Origin of the sequence: Streptomyces sp. NPDC059009, from assembly GCF_042740175.1 — a bacterium.
Taxonomy (GTDB): Bacteria; Actinomycetota; Actinomycetes; order Streptomycetales; family Streptomycetaceae; genus Streptomyces.
This window is the reverse complement of record NZ_JBHYJB010000036.1, coordinates 1-16,707: the sequence shown is the minus strand read 5'-3', so window position 1 is coordinate 16,707 and position 16,707 is coordinate 1. Positions and strand designations below refer to the sequence as shown.

General features: G+C 71.0%; 15 protein-coding genes and 1 pseudogene. 10 read left to right on the top strand and 6 right to left on the bottom strand.

Going from position 1 to position 16,707, the window contains the following annotated elements; genetic code table 11:
• Positions 1 to 31: 31 nt before the first annotated feature.
• The gene (gene glgX / locus ACFWYM_RS31090) at positions 32 to 2,320 is read right to left on the bottom strand and encodes a glycogen debranching protein GlgX (RefSeq protein WP_384844769.1); all 2,289 of its coding nucleotides are present in this window, start codon (positions 2,318 to 2,320) and stop codon (positions 32 to 34) included.
• Positions 2,321 to 2,586: 266 nt separating this feature from the next.
• Between glgX and ACFWYM_RS31085 the strand changes: the two genes are divergently transcribed.
• The 7 genes from ACFWYM_RS31085 to ACFWYM_RS31055 all read left to right on the top strand — a co-directional run bounded on the left by ACFWYM_RS31085 (position 2,587) and on the right by ACFWYM_RS31055 (position 9,432).
• Positions 2,587 to 3,699, top strand: a complete 1,113-nt coding sequence (locus tag ACFWYM_RS31085) for an Ig-like domain-containing protein (RefSeq protein WP_384844766.1) — start codon at positions 2,587 to 2,589, stop codon at positions 3,697 to 3,699.
• Positions 3,700 to 3,894: 195 nt separating this feature from the next.
• The gene (locus ACFWYM_RS31080; RefSeq protein WP_384844763.1) at positions 3,895 to 5,142 is read left to right on the top strand and encodes an Ig-like domain-containing protein; all 1,248 of its coding nucleotides are present in this window, start codon (positions 3,895 to 3,897) and stop codon (positions 5,140 to 5,142) included.
• An 84-nt stretch (positions 5,143 to 5,226) separates the two neighbouring features.
• Positions 5,227 to 5,994: an enoyl-CoA hydratase/isomerase family protein gene (locus ACFWYM_RS31075; protein WP_384844760.1), complete on the top strand. Its 768-nt coding sequence runs from the start codon at positions 5,227 to 5,229 to the stop codon at positions 5,992 to 5,994.
• A gap of 265 nt (positions 5,995 to 6,259) precedes the next feature.
• Entirely contained in the window at positions 6,260 to 6,763 is a 504-nt protein-coding gene (locus tag ACFWYM_RS31070; protein WP_384844757.1) for an ATP-binding protein, read from the top strand.
• 377 nt (positions 6,764 to 7,140) lie between these two features.
• On the top strand, positions 7,141 to 7,941 hold the full coding sequence (locus tag ACFWYM_RS31065; RefSeq protein WP_384844754.1) for a polysaccharide deacetylase family protein: 801 nt from the start codon (positions 7,141 to 7,143) through the stop codon (positions 7,939 to 7,941).
• Positions 7,941 to 9,167: a YncE family protein gene (locus ACFWYM_RS31060; RefSeq protein WP_384844752.1), complete on the top strand. Its 1,227-nt coding sequence runs from the start codon at positions 7,941 to 7,943 to the stop codon at positions 9,165 to 9,167. Before ACFWYM_RS31065 ends, ACFWYM_RS31060 begins: the two co-directional genes overlap by 1 nt.
• Positions 9,168 to 9,219: 52 nt before the next feature.
• A complete protein-coding gene (locus tag ACFWYM_RS31055) occupies positions 9,220 to 9,432 on the top strand; it encodes an EF-hand domain-containing protein (RefSeq protein WP_384844749.1) in 213 nt (70 codons plus the stop codon).
• A 72-nt stretch (positions 9,433 to 9,504) separates the two neighbouring features.
• Here ACFWYM_RS31055 and ACFWYM_RS31050 read toward each other — a convergent pair whose 3' ends face one another.
• A complete protein-coding gene (locus ACFWYM_RS31050; protein ID WP_384844746.1) occupies positions 9,505 to 10,320 on the bottom strand; it encodes an ABC transporter ATP-binding protein in 816 nt (271 codons plus the stop codon).
• Positions 10,317 to 12,068, bottom strand: a complete 1,752-nt coding sequence (gene leuA / locus ACFWYM_RS31045) for a 2-isopropylmalate synthase (RefSeq protein ID WP_384844743.1) — start codon at positions 12,066 to 12,068, stop codon at positions 10,317 to 10,319. Before leuA ends, ACFWYM_RS31050 begins: the two co-directional genes overlap by 4 nt.
• Positions 12,069 to 12,355: 287 nt before the next feature.
• Between leuA and ACFWYM_RS31040 the strand changes: the two genes are divergently transcribed.
• Entirely contained in the window at positions 12,356 to 13,030 is a 675-nt protein-coding gene (locus tag ACFWYM_RS31040) for a FadR/GntR family transcriptional regulator (protein WP_384845009.1), read from the top strand.
• 120 nt (positions 13,031 to 13,150) lie between these two features.
• Here ACFWYM_RS31040 and ACFWYM_RS31035 read toward each other — a convergent pair whose 3' ends face one another.
• A complete protein-coding gene (locus tag ACFWYM_RS31035) occupies positions 13,151 to 14,104 on the bottom strand; it encodes an AraC family transcriptional regulator (protein WP_384844740.1) in 954 nt (317 codons plus the stop codon).
• 103 nt (positions 14,105 to 14,207) lie between these two features.
• Between ACFWYM_RS31035 and ACFWYM_RS31030 the strand changes: the two genes are divergently transcribed.
• Both ACFWYM_RS31030 and ACFWYM_RS31025 read left to right on the top strand, forming a co-directional pair.
• Positions 14,208 to 15,047, top strand: a complete 840-nt coding sequence (locus ACFWYM_RS31030; RefSeq protein WP_384844738.1) for a zinc-dependent alcohol dehydrogenase family protein — start codon at positions 14,208 to 14,210, stop codon at positions 15,045 to 15,047.
• Positions 14,930 to 15,379, top strand: a pseudogene (locus tag ACFWYM_RS31025) (NADPH-dependent F420 reductase); the annotation flags it as partial. The gene ACFWYM_RS31030 and the pseudogene ACFWYM_RS31025, both read left to right, overlap by 118 nt.
• A 37-nt stretch (positions 15,380 to 15,416) precedes the next feature.
• On the opposite strand, the gene ACFWYM_RS31020 reads toward ACFWYM_RS31025, so the two are convergent.
• Together ACFWYM_RS31020 and ACFWYM_RS31015 are read right to left on the bottom strand one after the other, a co-directional pair.
• A complete protein-coding gene (locus ACFWYM_RS31020; protein WP_384844735.1) occupies positions 15,417 to 15,968 on the bottom strand; it encodes a glycoside hydrolase family 25 protein in 552 nt (183 codons plus the stop codon).
• A gap of 119 nt (positions 15,969 to 16,087) precedes the next feature.
• The gene (locus tag ACFWYM_RS31015) at positions 16,088 to 16,477 is read right to left on the bottom strand and encodes a VOC family protein (RefSeq protein ID WP_384844732.1); all 390 of its coding nucleotides are present in this window, start codon (positions 16,475 to 16,477) and stop codon (positions 16,088 to 16,090) included.
• Between the last annotated feature and the right edge of the window lie 230 nt (positions 16,478 to 16,707).

Here is a 16,707-nt window from a genome sequence, read left to right as displayed (position 1 = left end):
GGGCTCGTCCTCAAACGCCGGAGGCACCCCCTCAACCCCCCACCACCCGCAACAGCACCACAGACCGCGCTCCCACCACCACCGACTCCCCACCCCGGCACACCACCCCCGGCACCTCCCCCTGCTCCTCGACCGCCGTATCCACCACCACCTCGTACGCCGCCCCCCACGGCTCCCCGGGAAGCACAAAGCTGACCCCCCGGTCGCCCGCGTGGAACACCGCCAGAAAGCTCTCGTCCCGCACCGCCGCCCCCCGCGCGTCCCGCCCGGGAATGTCGAGCCCCGACAGGTACATCCCGAGCGTCGCCGCGGGCGCGTACCAGTCCGCCTCCGTCATCTCCTCGCCCCGGTCCGTGAACCACGCCAGGTCCCGCAGCCCGTCCGCCGAATGCGCCCGCCCCGAGAAGAACGCCCGCCGCCGCAGCACCGGATGGGCGTGCCGCAGCGCGATCAGCCGCGCGGCCAGCTCGAACAGCCCCCGGCAGCCCGGGTCGTCCAGGTTCCCCCAGTCGACCCAACTCACCTCGTTGTCCTGGCAGTACGCGTTGTTGCTGCCCCCCTGCGTACGCCCCATCTCGTCGCCCGCGACCAGCATCGGCACCCCGGTGGACAGCAGCAGCGTCGTGAGGAGGTTCCGCAACTGCCGTCGGCGCAGGGCGCGTACGGCCTCGTCGTCCGTCTCGCCCTCCACCCCGCAGTTCCAGGACCGGTTGTCGTCGGACCCGTCCCGGTTCCCCTCCCCGTTCTTCTCGTTGTGCTTGCGCTCGTACGTGACCAGGTCCCGCAGTGTGAACCCGTCGTGGGCCGTCACGAAGTTGACGGAGGCGTACGGGCGCCGGCCGCCCCATGCGTACAGGTCGCTCGACCCGGAGAGCCGGTAGCCCAGGTCCCGGACGTCCGGCAGCGCGCCGCGCCAGAAGTCCCGCACCGCGCCCCGGTAGCGGTCGTTCCACTCCGTCCACAGCGGCGGGAAGGCGCCCACCTGGTAGCCGCCGGAGCCCACGTCCCACGGCTCCGCGATCAGCTTCACGCGCCGCAGCACCGGGTCCTGCGCGATCACCGCGAGGAACGGCGACAGCATGTCGACGTCGTGGAAGGACCGGGCCAGAGCGGCGGCCAGGTCGAAGCGGAAGCCGTCCACCCCCATCTCCGACACCCAGTACCGCAGCGAGTCCGTGATCAGCCGCAGCACGTGCGGCTGCACCACGCTCAGGGTGTTGCCGCAGCCCGTGTAGTCCGCGTACCGCCGCGCGTCGTCCTGCAGCCGGTAGTACGCGCGGTTGTCGATGCCGCGCAGCGACAGCATCGGGCCCAGCTCGCCCGCCTCCGCCGTGTGGTTGTAGACGACGTCCAGGATCACCTCGATCCCGGCCTCGTGCAGCGCCCGCACCATCCGCCGGAACTCGCCGACCTGCTGGCCGCGCGTCCCCGACGCCGCGTACGCCGCGTGCGGGGCGAAGTAGCCGATGGAGTTGTAGCCCCAGTAGTTGCGCAGGCCCCGCCTCAACAGGTGGTCCTCATGGGCGAATTGGTGCACGGGCAACAGCTCCACCGCCGTCACGCCCAGCTTCACCAGGTGCTCGATCGCCGCCGGGTGCGCAAGGCCCGCGTACGTGCCGCGCAGTTCCTCGGGGATCCCCGGGTGGAGTTTGGTGAAGCCCTTCACATGGAGCTCGTAGATGACCGAGTCCGCCCACGGGGTCTTCGGGCGGCGGTCGTCGGCCCACTCGTCGTCCGGCGCGTCGTCGTGCACCACGACGCCCTTCGGGACGTACGGGGCGGAGTCCCGGTCGTCGCGCACGGTGTCCGCGACATGCTGCTGGGGCCAGTCGCGGACGTGCCCGTACACCTCGGCGGGGAGAGTGCTGTAATCATTTCCTTTGGCGCCGTCCACCGCCCGTGCGTACGGGTCGAGGAGCAGCTTCGCCGGGTTCCAGCGGGCGCCCGTCCACGGGTCCCAGCGGCCGTGCACGCGGTAGCCGTAGCGCTGCCCGGGGTGCACGCCCGGCACGAAGCCGTGCCAGATCTCATGGGTCAGCTCGGTCAGCGGGCAGCGGGTCTCGGCCCCGTCGTCGTCGAAGAGGCACAGCTCCACGGAGTCCGCCCCGCCCGCCCACAGCGCGAAGTTGGTGCCCGCGACGCCGTCCGGGCCCACCCGGAAGCGCGCCCCGAGCGGCGTCGGCGCCCCGGGCCACACCGGCGGGGCGGGCCGCGGGCGCCCCTTCCTCCGTACGCCGTTCAGCGCCGCCCGCTCGCTCGCGCGCACCGCATGACCGCCGCGCCCCTCCTGTACTGCCTCCTGCTCGGGTGCGCTCGACACCGTTCAGCCTCCCGCGGCTCACCGGGACCGGCGGGGCACAAGGCGCACGGCGTCCCGGCCGCGGCCTCCCGGGCCGGTCCTCCCCACTGTTCTGCCCAGCGGGTGCGTCGCACTCACGTTTCCCCAGGAGGGGCACGGTCGTTGGCACCTACGTGACACAGGTAGCGAGGCGCGCACGGCGCGCAGGGGCCGCGCTGGCCGCCGTACTGACATGGGCAGGACTGCTGGCCGGGGCCGCGGGCTGTTCCGGCACCGGCCTTGACGGGATGTTCGGCAAGCCCCGGTCGCCCGAGGACGCGATCAAGGTGGCGCCGGACGACGGCGCCAAGGGCGTGAAGCCGAACGAGCGGATCGAGGTGTCCGTCCCGGACGGGCGCCTGGAGTCGGTGAAGGTCGTCCGGGCGCAGGACGCCCAGGAGTTCGACGTGCCGGGCCGCATCGACGAGGACGGCATGACGTGGCGGCCGCTGGACCCGGGTGCGCTGCCGCTCGCCGCGAAGTACAGCGTCGACGCGGTCGCCCTCGACGGGCACGGCCGCCGCTCGGCCCGGCACACGACGTTCACGACGTATGTGCCCGACGAGCGCTTCATCGGGTACGTGACGCCGGAGAACCGGGCGACCGTCGGCACCGGCATGATCGTGTCCCTGGAGTTCAACCGGGAGATCTCCGACCGGGCGGCCGTGCAGCGCGCCATCCGCGTCACGTCGAAGCCGGCCGTGGACATCGCCCCGCACTGGTTCGGCGACACCCGCCTGGACTTCCGCCCGGAGAAGTACTGGAAGCCCGGTACGAAGGTCACCGTCGACCTGGACCTGCGCGACGTGCAGGCGGCGCCCGGTGTCTACGGGCTGCAGGACAAGTCGTTCACGTTCACGGTCGGCCGCAGCCAGGTCAGCCTCGTCGACGCCGCCGCGCACACCATGGAGGTGCGCCGCGACGGGGAGGTCCTCTCCACCGTCCCGATCACCGCGGGCGCCCCCAAGACCACCACGTACAACGGGAGGATGGTGGTCGCGGAGATGTACGAGGTGACGCGCATGAACGGCGCGACGGTCGGCTTCACCGACGACGACGGCAAGGGCGAGTACGACATCAAGGACGTCCCGCACGCCATCCGCCTCACCACCTCCGGGACCTTCCTGCACGGCAACTACTGGTCGCCGAACGCCCCCGGCAACACGAATGTCAGCCATGGCTGCGTGGGCCTGCGCGATGTGAAGGGCGGCAGCTCAGCGACGCCCGCGGGCTGGTTCTTCGACCGCACCCTCATCGGGGACGTCGTCGAAGTCGTCAACAGCGATGACAAGAAAGTCGCTCCTGACAACGGGCTCAGCGGTTGGAACATGGAGTGGAAGGACTGGAAGAAGGCCGGGTGAGACGAGGGTGAAGGGGGTCGTGTGAAGGGACTGCCCGCACCACACACGAGGTTGGGACTGAACGGTGACATTGGCGGGGATCCATCGGTCAGAGGCGTGTGGTTACCTAGCGCAGTGCGCGATCTGAGCGCATACGCGCACGGGGGTGCGCGAGGGTGCGGGCCTGGTCCAGGCCGTGCGAGGGGAGAAGACATCTTGAACGGGCGACCGATATCGGGGGCGTCGGTTGACGCGTACGGCCGGGGGCGGAAGCACGGGAGGGGCGCGAGGGCCGCTCTCGCGCTCGCCTCGGGTGCGACGCTGCTGCTCGTCGCCGCGTGCGGCGGGGGAGGCGGCTCGGACTCGGGCGGCAAGGACAAGGGCGGGGCGGACAAGAACGCCCCGTCGCAGGCGGTCGTGACGATCGCCCCGAAGGACGGCGCGGACAAGGTCGCCACCAGCGGCGCCCTGAAGATATCCGCGGCCAAGGGCAAGCTGTCCGAGGTCACCGTGAAGGACCCGAAGGGCAAGGAGATACCCGGCAGGATCGCCGCGGACGGCGCCCGCTGGATCCCGGACGGGCACCTCGCGGCGTCGACGAAGTACGAGGTGCACGCGGTCGCGAAGGACTCCGACGGCCGCACGGCCGCCAAGGACTCGGACTTCACGACGCTGGTCCCGCAGAACACCTTCGTCGGCCAGTTCACTCCGGAGGACGGCTCCAAGGTCGGCGTGGGGATGCCCTTCTCGGTGCACTTCACGCGCGGCATCACCGACCCGAAGGCCGTGCAGAAGGCGATAAAGATCAAGACCGAGCCGTCGGTCCCGGTCGAGGGCCACTGGTTCGGCAACGACCGCCTGGACTTCCGCCCGGAGAAGTACTGGAAGTCCGGCACGAAGGTCACCGTCGACCTCAACCTCGACGGCGTCGAGGGCCGCCCCGGCGTCTACGGCAAGCAGGCCAAGACCCTGAAGTTCACGATCGGCCGCAGCCAGGTCTCCACCGTCGACGCCAAGACGCACCAGATGAAGGTCGTCCGCGACGGCAAGCTCATCAAGAAGATCCCGGTGACCACGGGCAAGCCCGGCTACGAGACGTGGAACGGCCAGATGGTCATCAGCGAGCGCCTCGAGGTGACCCGCATGAACGGTGACACGGTCGGCTACGGCGGCGAGTACGACATCAAGGACGTCCCGCACGCCCAGCGCCTGTCGAACTCCGGCACCTTCATCCACGGCAACTACTGGGGCGGCGGCACCTTCGGCAACGTCAACTCCAGCCACGGCTGCATCGGCCTGCGCGACGTGCGCGGCGGCTACGACAAGAAGGTCCCCGCCGCCTGGTTCTTCGACAACTCGATGACCGGTGACGTCGTGGTCGTGAAGAACACGCACGACAAGACCATCGCCCCGGAGAACGGCTACAACGGCTGGAACATGTCCTGGGAGAAGTGGAAGGCATAGCACCCCTGGAGCGCCCCCCGGAGCGCCCCCTGATGTGACCCGCGCCCTGGACCGCAGGGGGTGAACGCCCGTTAGCCTGCGGTCATGACAGCGACTCTTGAAGTAGCCGAGGGCGTCGGCACGATCCGCCTCGACCGTCCGCCGATGAACGCCCTGGACAGCGCCACCCAGGACCGCCTCAAGGAGCTCGCCGAGGAAGCGACGGCCCGCACCGACGTGCGGGCCGTCGTCCTGTACGGGGGCGAGAAGGTCTTCGCCGCCGGGGCGGACATCAAGGAAATGCAGAACATGGACCACACCGCGATGGTCCTGCGCTCCCGCGAACTGCAGGAGTGCTTCACGGCCGTGGCCCGCATCCCCAAGCCCGTCGTCGCCGCCGTCACCGGCTACGCGCTCGGCGGCGGCTGCGAGTTGGCGCTCTGCGCCGATTTCCGCATCGCCGGGGACAACGCCAAGCTGGGCCAGCCGGAGATACTGCTCGGCCTGATCCCGGGCGCGGGCGGCACCCAGCGCCTGGCCCGCCTCATCGGCCCGTCCAAGGCGAAGGACCTCATCTTCACCGGACGCATGGTCAAGGCCGAGGAGGCGCTCACGCTCGGCCTGGTGGACCGCGTCGTGCCCGCCGCCGAGGTGTACGAGCAGGCGCACACCTGGGCCGCCCGGCTCGCCCAGGGCCCGGCGCTCGCGCTGCGCGCCGCCAAGGAGTCGATCGACTCGGGTCTGGAGACCGACATCGACACCGGCCTGGCCGTCGAACGCACCTGGTTCGCGGGCCTGTTCGCGACCGAGGACCGGGAGCGCGGCATGCGCAGCTTCGTCGAGGAGGGTCCCGGTAAGGCCAAATTCGTCTGAATTCGCGGTAGTTGAGGGGCCGTCAGCCAGGCGTGTCCCCCGAAGGGGCGGATTAGGGCTGACTTAAGCGAACCTTAAGGCAACCTTGGCCGAGGCGCTCGGTGATCACTCGTAAGCGAGAAGTCATCGCAGGTCGGAGCGGGTGTGCCGGACCCTTAACTGCCAACGGCATATGCCTACTTGACCCCCCGGAATGAGGCGTTCCGGGGGGCTTATTCCGCCGGAACGGCCCCGGAGAGCGCTCTGGGCGGCCATGATGGTGGACATGGCGGGGCTGGAGGGTATCGAACCGCCGCGGCGGCACGTGAGTGCGACCGCGGCACGCTGGTCGCCGGCGGTTGAGGACGAACACGCGCTGAAGGCGCTGGAGTTGTTCGGCAATCCGACGGACGCGGAGGTTCCGCTGCCGTCGCGCCCGGAATCCGCCGCCATCGCGCGCCGCCTCGCCCAGGTCGTCGTCCTGCGCCACTGGGGCCTGACCCCGAAGCTCACCGAGGATGTCGTGCTCCTCGTCTCCGAACTCGTCGGCAACGCCGTGCGGCACACCGGTGCCCGCGTCTTCGGCCTGCGGATGCTGCGGCGGCGCGGCTGGCTGCGGGTCGAGGTGCGCGACCCCTCGCGCGGGCTGCCCTGCCTGATGCCCGTCCGCGACCTCGACGTCAGCGGCCGCGGCCTCTTCCTCGTCGACAAGCTCTCCGACCGCTGGGGCGTGGACCTGCTGCCGCGCGGCAAGACGACCTGGTTCGAGATGCGCGTCGTCGACCGCTGAGCCCGCCCGGACCCGCGGCGGTCCGGGTACACGAAAGCCCCCGGGAGCCTGGTGCGGCGCCGTGGGGGCTTTTCGCGGAGGGCCGGGACCGGAAGGGGTGTGGTCCACGGCCGCTGATGACGACCTGAGCCCGGGTCAATGGGGGTCGTGGCTCCGACTATGGCAGACGGGACCCAGGGATCCAAAAGTCCCAACCAGGACATACAGGGACTAACCATTGCACTTTAGGGGTGAATCCTTGGTGAGATGGGCCACCTGCCTGGTAAACGCTGGTTAAGAGCCCGCTGTGGCGGGCGATACCCAAGGGCTGCGACGCGCAACAGTCCCGAAAGGGGCAAATCACCAGTTTCCCGAAGCTTTGCCTATTAAATGGCCGGGTGACCGAGACAGACCGTCGTGGAGCCCTGCGCGCGGGCGCCGGGCTGATCGTCGCGGGCGCGCTCACCACGGGCTGCGCGACCGGCGACCCCGAGACCCCCGCGCCCGACCGCCCGGCACCCACGGGCGACCGCCTCGACCACCCCGCAGCCAAGGCCCGCCGCCCGGCCGCCGCCCCCGCCCCCCGCCGCTTCCCCGGCCTGCCCGCCCAGATCGCGCACGGCCCCGGCGCCCGCCCCCGGGTCGCTCTCACCTTCCACGGCCAGGGCGACCCGGCCATCGCGAAGGCCCTGCTCGGCCAGGCCGAGCAGGCGGGCGCCCACGTCACCGTCCTCGCCGTCGGCACCTGGCTCGACGAACACCCGGACCTGGCCCGGCGCATTCTCGACGGCGGCCACGACCTCGGCAACCACACCCACCACCACCGCGACATCAACGCGATGACCGAGGCCGAGGCGTACGCCGAGATCACCGGCTGCGCGGACCGGCTCCGCCGCCTCACCGGCTCCATCGGCACCTGGTTCCGGCCCTCCCGCACGCAGACCGCGACGCCCCTCGTGGAGCGCCTGGCCCGCCGCGCCGGCTACCCGCACGTCCTCTCGTACGACGTCGACTCCCTCGACTTCACCTCGCCGGGCGCCCCCGCGATCACCCGCAAGGTCGCCGCGGAGATCCGCCCGGGCTCCGTGGTGAGCCTCCACTTCGGGTACGCGGACACGGTGGCCGCGCTCCCCGCCGTCCTGGAAGAACTCGACCGCCGCGGCCTGCGCGCGGTGACGACCACGGAGCTGCTGACCTGATGAACCACAAGCCGAACCAGAAGCCGAACCAGAAGCCGAGCCAGAAACTGGCCCTCACCAAGCGCACCGGCGCGCTCCTCGCCGCCGGCGCCGTCCTCGCCGCGCTCGCCGGCTGCGGCACCGACGGCAAGCGCGCCAACGAGGCCCTCGGCACCCAGGGCGTGCGCAAGCCCCCCGCCAAGCCGAAGGTCGTGCCCGGGCTGCCCGGCATGCCGCCCGTCCTCGACCCGAAGGACGCCTACGCCGCTGACCGCCCGAACGCCCTCCAGCCGGAGGTCAAGAAGTTCCTGCCGCGCGTCTACGTGCCCAACACCAACTCCAACACCGTCTCCGTCATCGACCCCAAGACGTACGAGGTCGTCGAGACCATCCCGGTCGGCAACCAGCCCCAGCACGTCGTCCCCTCCTGGGACATGAAGACCCTCTGGGTCAACAACGACCTGGGCGACTCACTCACCGCCATCGACCCCGCCACCGGCAAGACCGGGCGCACCGTCGAGGTCTCCGACCCCTACAACCTCTACTTCACGCCGAACGGCAAGTACGCCGTCGTCATGGCCTCCATGGACCGCGAGCTGGTCTTCCGCGACCCCAGAACCATGAACCGGGTGAAGACCGTCCCGGTGACCTGCGCGGGCGTCAACCACGCCGACTTCTCCATGGACGGCCGGTACTTCATCGTCTCCTGTGAGTTCTCCGGCGAGCTCCTCAAGGTCGACACCGAGAAGATGGAGATCGTCGGCCAGCAGAAGCTGCCCTTCGAGGGCGCCATGCCGCAGGACGTGAAGATGTCCCCGGACGGCAAGACCTTCTACATCGCCGACATGATGGCGCACGGCATGTGGGTCCTGGACGGCAAGAGGTTCACCACCCCGAAGCTGCTGCCCACCGGCAAGGGCTGCCACGGCCTGTACGTCAGCCGCGACTCCAAGGAGATGTACATCTCCAACCGCGGCGAGGGCACCATCTCCGTCTTCGACTTCCCGAAGAACAAGCTCACCAAGAAGTGGAAGCTCCCCCAGGGCGGCAGCCCCGACATGGGCGGCGTCTCCGCCGACGGCAACACCCTGTGGCTGTCCGGGCGTTACGACTCCGAGGTGTACGCCATCGACACCCGCACCGGCGTCCAGCTCGCCCGCATCCCCGTGGGCGGCGGACCCCACGGCCTCGCCGTCTATCCGCAGCCCGGCCGCTACTCCTTGGGGCACACGGGGATCTTCAGATGACCTGCGGATACCCTGTGGCCCGTCAGTAGGGCAACAAGAAGGGGTGGACGCGGTGGCGGACATCGAGGAAGCGCGCAAGACGTTCGACCGGTTCGACCAGGACGGCGACGGCTTCATCACGGCGGCAGAGTGGAAGACCGCCATGGCGCAGATGGGGGACTTCCACGTCACCGAGGCCGTGGCGGAGGCCGTCATAGGCACCAAGGACCTCAACTCGGACAAGAAGCTCAGCTTTGATGAGTTCTGGGCGAGCTTGAACAAGTAGGGCGATACGGCCCTGCGGTGATGGGGCCCGGGGCGCATGCGAGCGCACCGGGCCCCACCGCCATGTCCGGCGTCAGCGCCGGGTGCGTACGCTCCAGCGCCCGTCCGTGCGCGCCAGCTCCACCGGGTGGTCGAAGCACTTGGTCACCAGGTCGCTGGTGAGCACCGACCCGACGGCACCCGAGGCGAGCGCCCGCCCGTCCCGCAGCAGCAGCGCGTGCGACGTACCGGACGGCAGCTCCTCCAGGTGATGGGTGACCAGGACCGTCGCGAGCTCCGGATGGCCCTTCCGCAGCGCGTCCAGACTGTCCAACAGCCCCTCGCGGCCCGCGAGATCGAGCCCCGTCGCGGGCTCGTCGAGCAGGACGAGCTGCGGCTGCGGCATCAGCGAGCGGGCGATCAGGGCCCGGCCGCGCTCACCCTGGGAGAGCGTCGGCCAGCGCGCGCCGGACCGGTGGGCGAGCCCGAGCAGCGCGATCAGCTCGTCCGCCCGCCGCTCCTGCTCCGGCGTCGGCCGCCAGCGGGGGAGGGGCTCCACGCTGTTGGTCAGGCCCGTCAGGACGACGTGGCGCACGGACAGCGGGGAGCGCAGCGGGTGGCGCGGGTTCACATGACCCACGTACGTCCGCAGCTCCCGCAGATCGACGCTCCCGAGGCGCCGCCCGAGCACCTCGACCGAGCCGTGCGTGGGATGCGCGACCGCGCCGAGGAGGCTCAACAGGGTTGACTTTCCCGCCCCGTTGGCGCCGAGCAGCGCCCAGTGCTCGCCCGGCCGCACGGTGAGCGAGACGTCGTCCAGGATGGGGCGGCCGTCGCGCACGACCGTCACATCCGTGGCCGCCAGCACCGGCGTCGCAGCCACCGCCGTGGCCGTCGGGGCCGTCGTCACCGTCCCGCCCCCGCCCGGTTCACGGCCGCCAGGACCGCGTGCACGGACGCCGTGAGCACGGAGGTGTCCCGGCCGGCACCCCAGTACGTCTCTCCCGCGTCCCCGCCGACGCGGCACTCCGCGTACGCGACGGCCTCACTGCCCGGACCCGCGGTGGTGGCGTGCTCGGAGTAGTCGAGGATGTCGACGGCGATGCCCGCGCCCGCGAGGGCGTCCACGAACGCCGACAGCGGACCGTTCCCCACCCCCTCGAAGTCCCCCGCCCTGTCGCCGATCTGGAGGGTGCAGACGAAGCGGTGCGCGCCGGTCGACGGATCGCGGTCGACGGTCCAGGAGGACAGCGCCACATGATCCCCGTCGGTCCCCGGCGCCAGATAGGTCACCCGGAACAGCTCGTACAGCTCCTTCGGTGTCGCCTCGCGCCCGCTGTCGTCCGTCGCCTCCTGCACCACCCGCGAGAAGTCCGGCCGCAGCCGCCGCGGCAGGTCCAGGCCGTGGTGCTCGCGCAGCAGATACGCCATGCCGCCCTTGCCCGACTGGGAGTTGACGCGGATCACCGCCTCGTAACTGCGCCCGATGTCCGCCGGGTCGATCGGCAGATACGGCACCTCCCACGGCGCCTCGCTCTCCGCTACCCCCAACTCGGCTGCCCTCGCGCTGTGTTGGATGAATCCCTTGCTGATCGCGTCCTGATGGGTGCCGGAGAACGCGGTGTGGGTGAGCTCGCCCGCGTACGGGTGGCGGGGGTGCACGGGGATGCGGTTGCAGTGCTCGACGACGTCCCGCACGGCGTCGATGTCGGAGAAGTCGACCATCGGGTCCACGCCCTGCGCGTACAGATTGAGCGCCAGCGTCACGAGGTCGACGTTCCCCGTCCGCTCGCCGTTGCCGAACAGGCATCCCTCCACGCGCTGCGCGCCCGCCAGGACGGCGAGTTCGGCGCAGGCCACGCCGGTGCCGCGGTCGTTGTGCGGGTGCACGGACAGAATGACGGAGTCGCGTCGGGCCAGATTCCGGTGCATGTACTCAATCTGATCCGCGTACACGTTCGGCGTGGCGATTTCGACAGTGGCCGGAAGGTTGTGTGTGACGGGCCGCTCCGGCCGGGCGTCCCACAACTCGCTGACCATGTCGCAGAGTTCGATGATGTAGTCGGGCTCGGTCAGGTTGAAGGTCTCGGGCGAGAACTGGAAGCGGATGTCCGCGTCCGGCCGCTCGGCCGCGCGCCGCGCCATGCGCTCCGCGGCCTCCCGCACGGTGGCGGCCACGGCCTCCCGGTCCTTCCCCAGCACGACGTCGCGCCACACGGGCGAGGTGGCGATGTACAGGTGCACCACGGCGCGCGGCAGCCCGTCGATGGACTCGAAGGTCCGGTCGATGAGGTCGGGCCTGGCCGGGGTGAAGACGACGGGCGTGACGTCGTCGGGCACGGCGCCGGAGGCGCAGAGCGAGACGACGTGACGGACGAAGTCGAAATCGGTCCGGGAGGCGGACGGATAGCCGATCTCGATCTCCTTGAACCCCCTGCGGACCAGCAGGTCGAAGAGGCGGTGCTTGCGCTCGGTGTCCATCGGCTCGACGAGCGCCTGATTGCCGTCGCGCAGGTCGACGGGGACCCAGAGGGGCGCCTCGGTGATGCGGCGGCCGGGCCAACTCCGTTCCTGCACAGGGACGTTGACCCGCTCCTCGTAAGGGCGGTAGCGGTGGAAGGGCATGGCGCTCGGGCGCTGCGGATTCCAGGGGTACATGGGTGGGGCCTCTGTTCGGTCGCTCGGTCGTGGTGGTGGCGTGACGACCGGCAGCACGGCACCCCGCGGCGGGGTGCCGGTCGCGTCAGGCCCCGCCGCGGCGGCCGAGAAGGAGACCACGGAAGATCATGCGGCTACACTAACCACAGCTCAGGTCCTCAGACAAGTACTCCTCAGACAAGTTGGAGCCCGAGGTGCCCCCACCCTCGCCCTCACCCTCATCCCCGTCTCCGTCTCCGTCCTCGCCTTCATCTGCGCCCTCGCTCGGCGCCCTCCGCCCCAGCCCGCTGGTCGAACAGGCGGCGGCACGCCTGCGCGCCCAGATCTCCGAGGGCCACTGGCCGGTCGGCAGCAAGCTGCCCGGCGAGACGACCCTCGCTAAGGAGCTCGGCGTGGGCCGCTCCACGGTCCGCGAGGCGCTGCGTGCGCTCGCGGGTGCGGGCCTGGTGCGGGCCCGGCAGGGCGCCGGGGTCTTCGTCACGGCGGCGGAGGCGAAGGAGGACTGGCCGACGCGCCTGCGCAGAGCGGCAGTTGGAGACGTCTACGAGGTCCGGATGCTGGTCGAGGTCCAGGCGGCCCGCCTCGCCGCGCACCGCCGCACGGACGAGGACATCAGCGCGATGCGAGCGGCCCTCGAGGGGCGCCGGGCGGCGTCCGCGGGCCCCGACCCGGCCTTCGTCGACGCCGACATCGCCCTGCACGCGGCGGTGGTGGCGGCCGCCCACAACCCCGTACTCGCCGACCTCTTCGCCGAGTTCGCCCCCGCGCTGCGGGAGGGGCTCATCGCCCTGCTGGACCTGACGGGCGTACGGGCGGACGAGTCCAACCACGGGGACGAGGCGCACGAGGCACTCGTACGGGCGGTGGCGGAGGGGGACGGGGACGAGGCGGAGCGGGCGGCGCGGACGGAACTGGAGGCGACGATGGGGAGGTTGGAAGGAATCAGCCCGTCCGGCGTTTGAGGACGAGGCCGTCCAGGCCGAAAAGGGGGTCTAGGGGCAAAGCCCCAGCACGGGCACCCCAGGGGCGACGCAGTCGCCGTATTCGGGAAGGGGCGGGATCGGGGAAAGGAACCACCCCCCTCACCCGGCGACCCGCACCTTCCGATACCGCCCCGGCGCCACCCCGAACTCCCGCTTGAACGCCTTGGCGAAGGCGAACTCCGAGGCGTACCCGGCCTGTTGGGCGACGATCCGCAACGGCGCGTCGCCCTCCCGCAGCACCCGCCCCGCCACTGTCATCCGCCACCACGTCACATACGCCAGCGGCGGCACCCCCACCGCCCCCGCGAACCGCCGCGCGAACGGCGCCCGCGAGAGCCCCGTCAGCGCCCCCAGCTCCGCCACGGTCCACGCCCGCCCGGGATCGTCGTGCACCGCATGCAGCGCCGCCGCCACCGACGGATCGGCGAGCGCGGCGGCCCACCCGGTCGGATGCCCGGACCCGTGCCGCTCCCGCAGCCACCAGGCCCGCAGGATGTACAGCAGCAGTGTGTCGAGGAGAGCCGACACGATCGTGTCGGACCCCGGCTGCGGATCCGCCAGCTCCGCCCCGAGCAGCTCGACCGCGCCGCGCAGCGAGGGATGCGAGCCGACCCGCGCGGGCAGATGCACCACCGCGGGCAGCTCCGAGAGCAGCGGGTGGGCACGGGCCCGGTCGAGCCGGTAGGCGCCGCAGAGCAGCACGGTGTCGGGCCGCCGTCCGTCGGAACGGGCCGCGGGCGAAGGGAAGTCGGGCCACGAGCCGTCCTCCTCCAGGTCGAACCGCTCCACCTCCACACCCGGCTCGCTCACCAGCGCATGCCCGTAGCCATGGGCGAGGAAGACGACGTCGCCGGGCCCGAGCGCGACGGGCTCACCGGCCTTCTGGCCCTCACCCCCCTCCGGGATGAGCCAGGCCGACCCCTGCAGCACCACATGGAACCCGGCCCCGCCATGCGTCCCGAAGTGCACGCCCCACGGGGCGAACTTCTCCCGGAGCCCCGAGTGCGGGCGGCCCATGCGCATGGCGGCGATCGCGTCACTGAGTACATCCATGTCCCGTACGGTAGCGACCTCTTGAATGTCAGAGACGTACGGACATGAAAGAGAGACCAGCAACCATGGTTCGTCTCTCCAGGCCCCGCCTACCGTGATCGTCATGACAACACCGACCCTGCTCTCCGTCCCCACCGTCGTCTTCGACACCCTCGGCGGCCCCGAGGTCCTCCAGACCAAGGAGCTGGACCTCGCGGCCCCGGCCCCCGGCCAACTCCTCATCCGCGTCGAGGCGTTGGGCCTCAACCGTGCCGAGGCCCTCTTCCGCGCGGGGACGTACTACTACCGGCCGACCCTGCCCGGCTCCCGGCTCGGCTACGAGGCGGCGGGCGTGGTGGAGGCGGTCGGCGAGGGCGTCACCGCGTTCGCGCCGGGCGACCCCGTGATGACGGGGCCCGGCATCGAGATGGGCGCGCAGGGCGTCTACGCCGAGCGGATCGTGCTGCCCGAGAGCGCCGTGGTGGCGCGGCCCGCCGGGATCGACGCGGTGACGGGGGCGGCCGCGTGGCTCACGTACACGACGGCGTACGGGGGGCTCCTGGAGACGGCGGGGCTGCGGCCCGGCGACCATGTGCTGATCACCGGTGCCTCCAGCGGCGTCGGCACCGCCGCGATCCAGGTGGCCCGGCGCATCGGCGCGATCCCGCTCGCCACGACCCGCACCGCGGCGAAGCGCGCCGAACTCCTCGCCCTGGGCGCGGAACACGTCATCGTCACGGACGAGCAGGATCTCGCGGCGGAGACCGAGCGGGCCACGGGCGGGCGGGGCGCGGAGGTCCTCTTCGACGCGATCGGCGGCCCGGACCTGCCGGAGCGGGCCGGGGGCCGGACCTGCCCGCGGGCATCCTCGACGGCGCGGCCGAGAACGTCGTCGTCATCGACACCGGCAACTACTACCCGCAGCAGCGGGACGGCAGGATCGCCGCGATCGAGGACGGCCTGACCGAGAGCCGCTGGACCGAGCGGCAGCTCGGCCACCCGGTCGTCAAGGCGTTCAACGGCACCTACGCCGAGGACATCCTCGACAAGCCGCTCCCCAAGGGGACCCCGGGCCGCGTAGCCCTGCCGGTCTCCGGCGACGACAAGGCCGCCAAGCAGGTCGTACGGGCGCTCATCGACGAACTCGGCTTCGACTCCGTCGACAACGGCGGCCTCGACGACTCCTGGCGCCAGCAGCCGGGCACGCCGGTGTACGGCAACAGGGGCGACGTCGAGACGATCATGAAGGCCCTCGCGGAGGCGTCCCCGGAGCGCACGGCGGAGTGGCGGGCCTGACGGTACGGGACCTCGCGGCCCCAACGGCGGGGAGGCGCTAGGGAGTTGCCCAGTCCCGCAGCGCGTCCTCGTCGTCGAAGGCCGCGACGTCCTTGTCCAGCGGCGTCGACGTGTACTGGTGGATCGTCCACTTCGCCTTGATGCGGGGCTTGCCCGCCGTCACGTAGTCGGCGATCCAGAGACCGTCGCCCGCATACGACGTTGTGTCGTGATTGAGCCAAAAGTCCCTATTGCAATAGAGCATGACCCTATGGTCCGGGCGAAGTCGCTTCACCTCTCGGATGAAGCGGTCCTTCTCGGCGTTGCTCGCGCGGGTGTGGTCCCCGGTCGTCTCCCAGTCCACCGCCAGCAGATCCCCCTCCTTCTCCGGCGCCTTCTTCACGAAGTACTCCGCCTGCGCCGCGATGTTGCCCGGCCACAGGAAGTGGTAGAAGCCGACGACGCAGCCGCCGTCGCGGGCGAGTTTCGTCTGGGCGGTCAGACGTGGATTCACGTAACTGCGGCCCTCCGTCGCCTTGATGAAGACGAAGGAGAGACCGTCGGTGTTGAAGGAGGACTGATAGGAACTGACGTCGATGCCACGGATCATGGGCGTCTCCCGGGGCTGGGAGGAGGCCGGGCGGTGAACCTCCTGGGTTGCCTAGTGGTTCCCGGAGCCGCGCCCCTCCACCCTCGAACGCCCCGATCCGCTTGCCAAGAAGCTGCGCGCTACTCGCTGCGCAGCGAGAACGTGTGGCCCGCCGGGTCCGAGTACAGCCTGCAGTCGTGCGTGCCGTCGTTGTCCTTGGTGTCCAGGGGGCGGCCGCCGAGGTCCATGACGCGGCGCTCGATGGCGTCCATGTCCGCGCGGGGGACGAGGAGTTGGAGGTGGGCCTGCTGGGAGTCGTCGGGGCGGGGCCAGGTCGCGGGTGCGGCGCCGTTGTCGCGGCGGAACGCCATGCGGGCGCCGCCGCTGCCGGTGATGTCGATGCGGGCCAGGTCGCGTTCCCGGGGTATCTCGGCGCCCAGCAACTCCCCGTAGAACTCGGCGAGTTGTTCCGGCTCGGCGCAGTCGAGCACGAGGACGGCGGCTGCTACGTGCCGGGCCGAGGATTCCATGGGCTGCCTCCGGAGGGCGGGGAGCGTCAGGGGCGTCCACCGTGGTGGTGGACGCCCCTGACGAGTGCCCTGTTCAGAGGCGGGCAATCCGTTGCGGACGGCTCAGTCCGCTCAGTCGGCTCAGTATTCGGTGGGTCAGCATTCGATGATGTTGACGGCGAGGCCGCCGCGGGCGGTCTCCTTGTATTTGACGCTCATGTCGGCGCCGGTGTCCTTCATGGTCTTGATGA

What these genes read in the sequence shown, in the direction of transcription:
- ACFWYM_RS31085 (WP_384844766.1), top strand. Translation starts at nt 2,587, where the DNA reads ATGTTCGGCAAGCCCCGGTCGCCCGAGGACGCGATCAAGGTGGCGCCG.
- ACFWYM_RS31075 (WP_384844760.1), top strand. Translation starts at nt 5,227, where the DNA reads ATGACAGCGACTCTTGAAGTAGCCGAGGGCGTCGGCACGATCCGCCTC.
- ACFWYM_RS31070 (WP_384844757.1), top strand. Translation starts at nt 6,260, where the DNA reads ATGGCGGGGCTGGAGGGTATCGAACCGCCGCGGCGGCACGTGAGTGCG.
- ACFWYM_RS31060 (WP_384844752.1), top strand. Translation starts at nt 7,941, where the DNA reads ATGAACCACAAGCCGAACCAGAAGCCGAACCAGAAGCCGAGCCAGAAA.
- leuA (WP_384844743.1), bottom strand. Translation starts at nt 12,068, where the DNA reads ATGTACCCCTGGAATCCGCAGCGCCCGAGCGCCATGCCCTTCCACCGC.
- ACFWYM_RS31035 (WP_384844740.1), bottom strand. Translation starts at nt 14,104, where the DNA reads ATGGATGTACTCAGTGACGCGATCGCCGCCATGCGCATGGGCCGCCCG.
- ACFWYM_RS31030 (WP_384844738.1), top strand. Translation starts at nt 14,208, where the DNA reads ATGACAACACCGACCCTGCTCTCCGTCCCCACCGTCGTCTTCGACACC.
- ACFWYM_RS31020 (WP_384844735.1), bottom strand. Translation starts at nt 15,968, where the DNA reads ATGATCCGTGGCATCGACGTCAGTTCCTATCAGTCCTCCTTCAACACC.
- ACFWYM_RS31015 (WP_384844732.1), bottom strand. Translation starts at nt 16,477, where the DNA reads ATGGAATCCTCGGCCCGGCACGTAGCAGCCGCCGTCCTCGTGCTCGAC.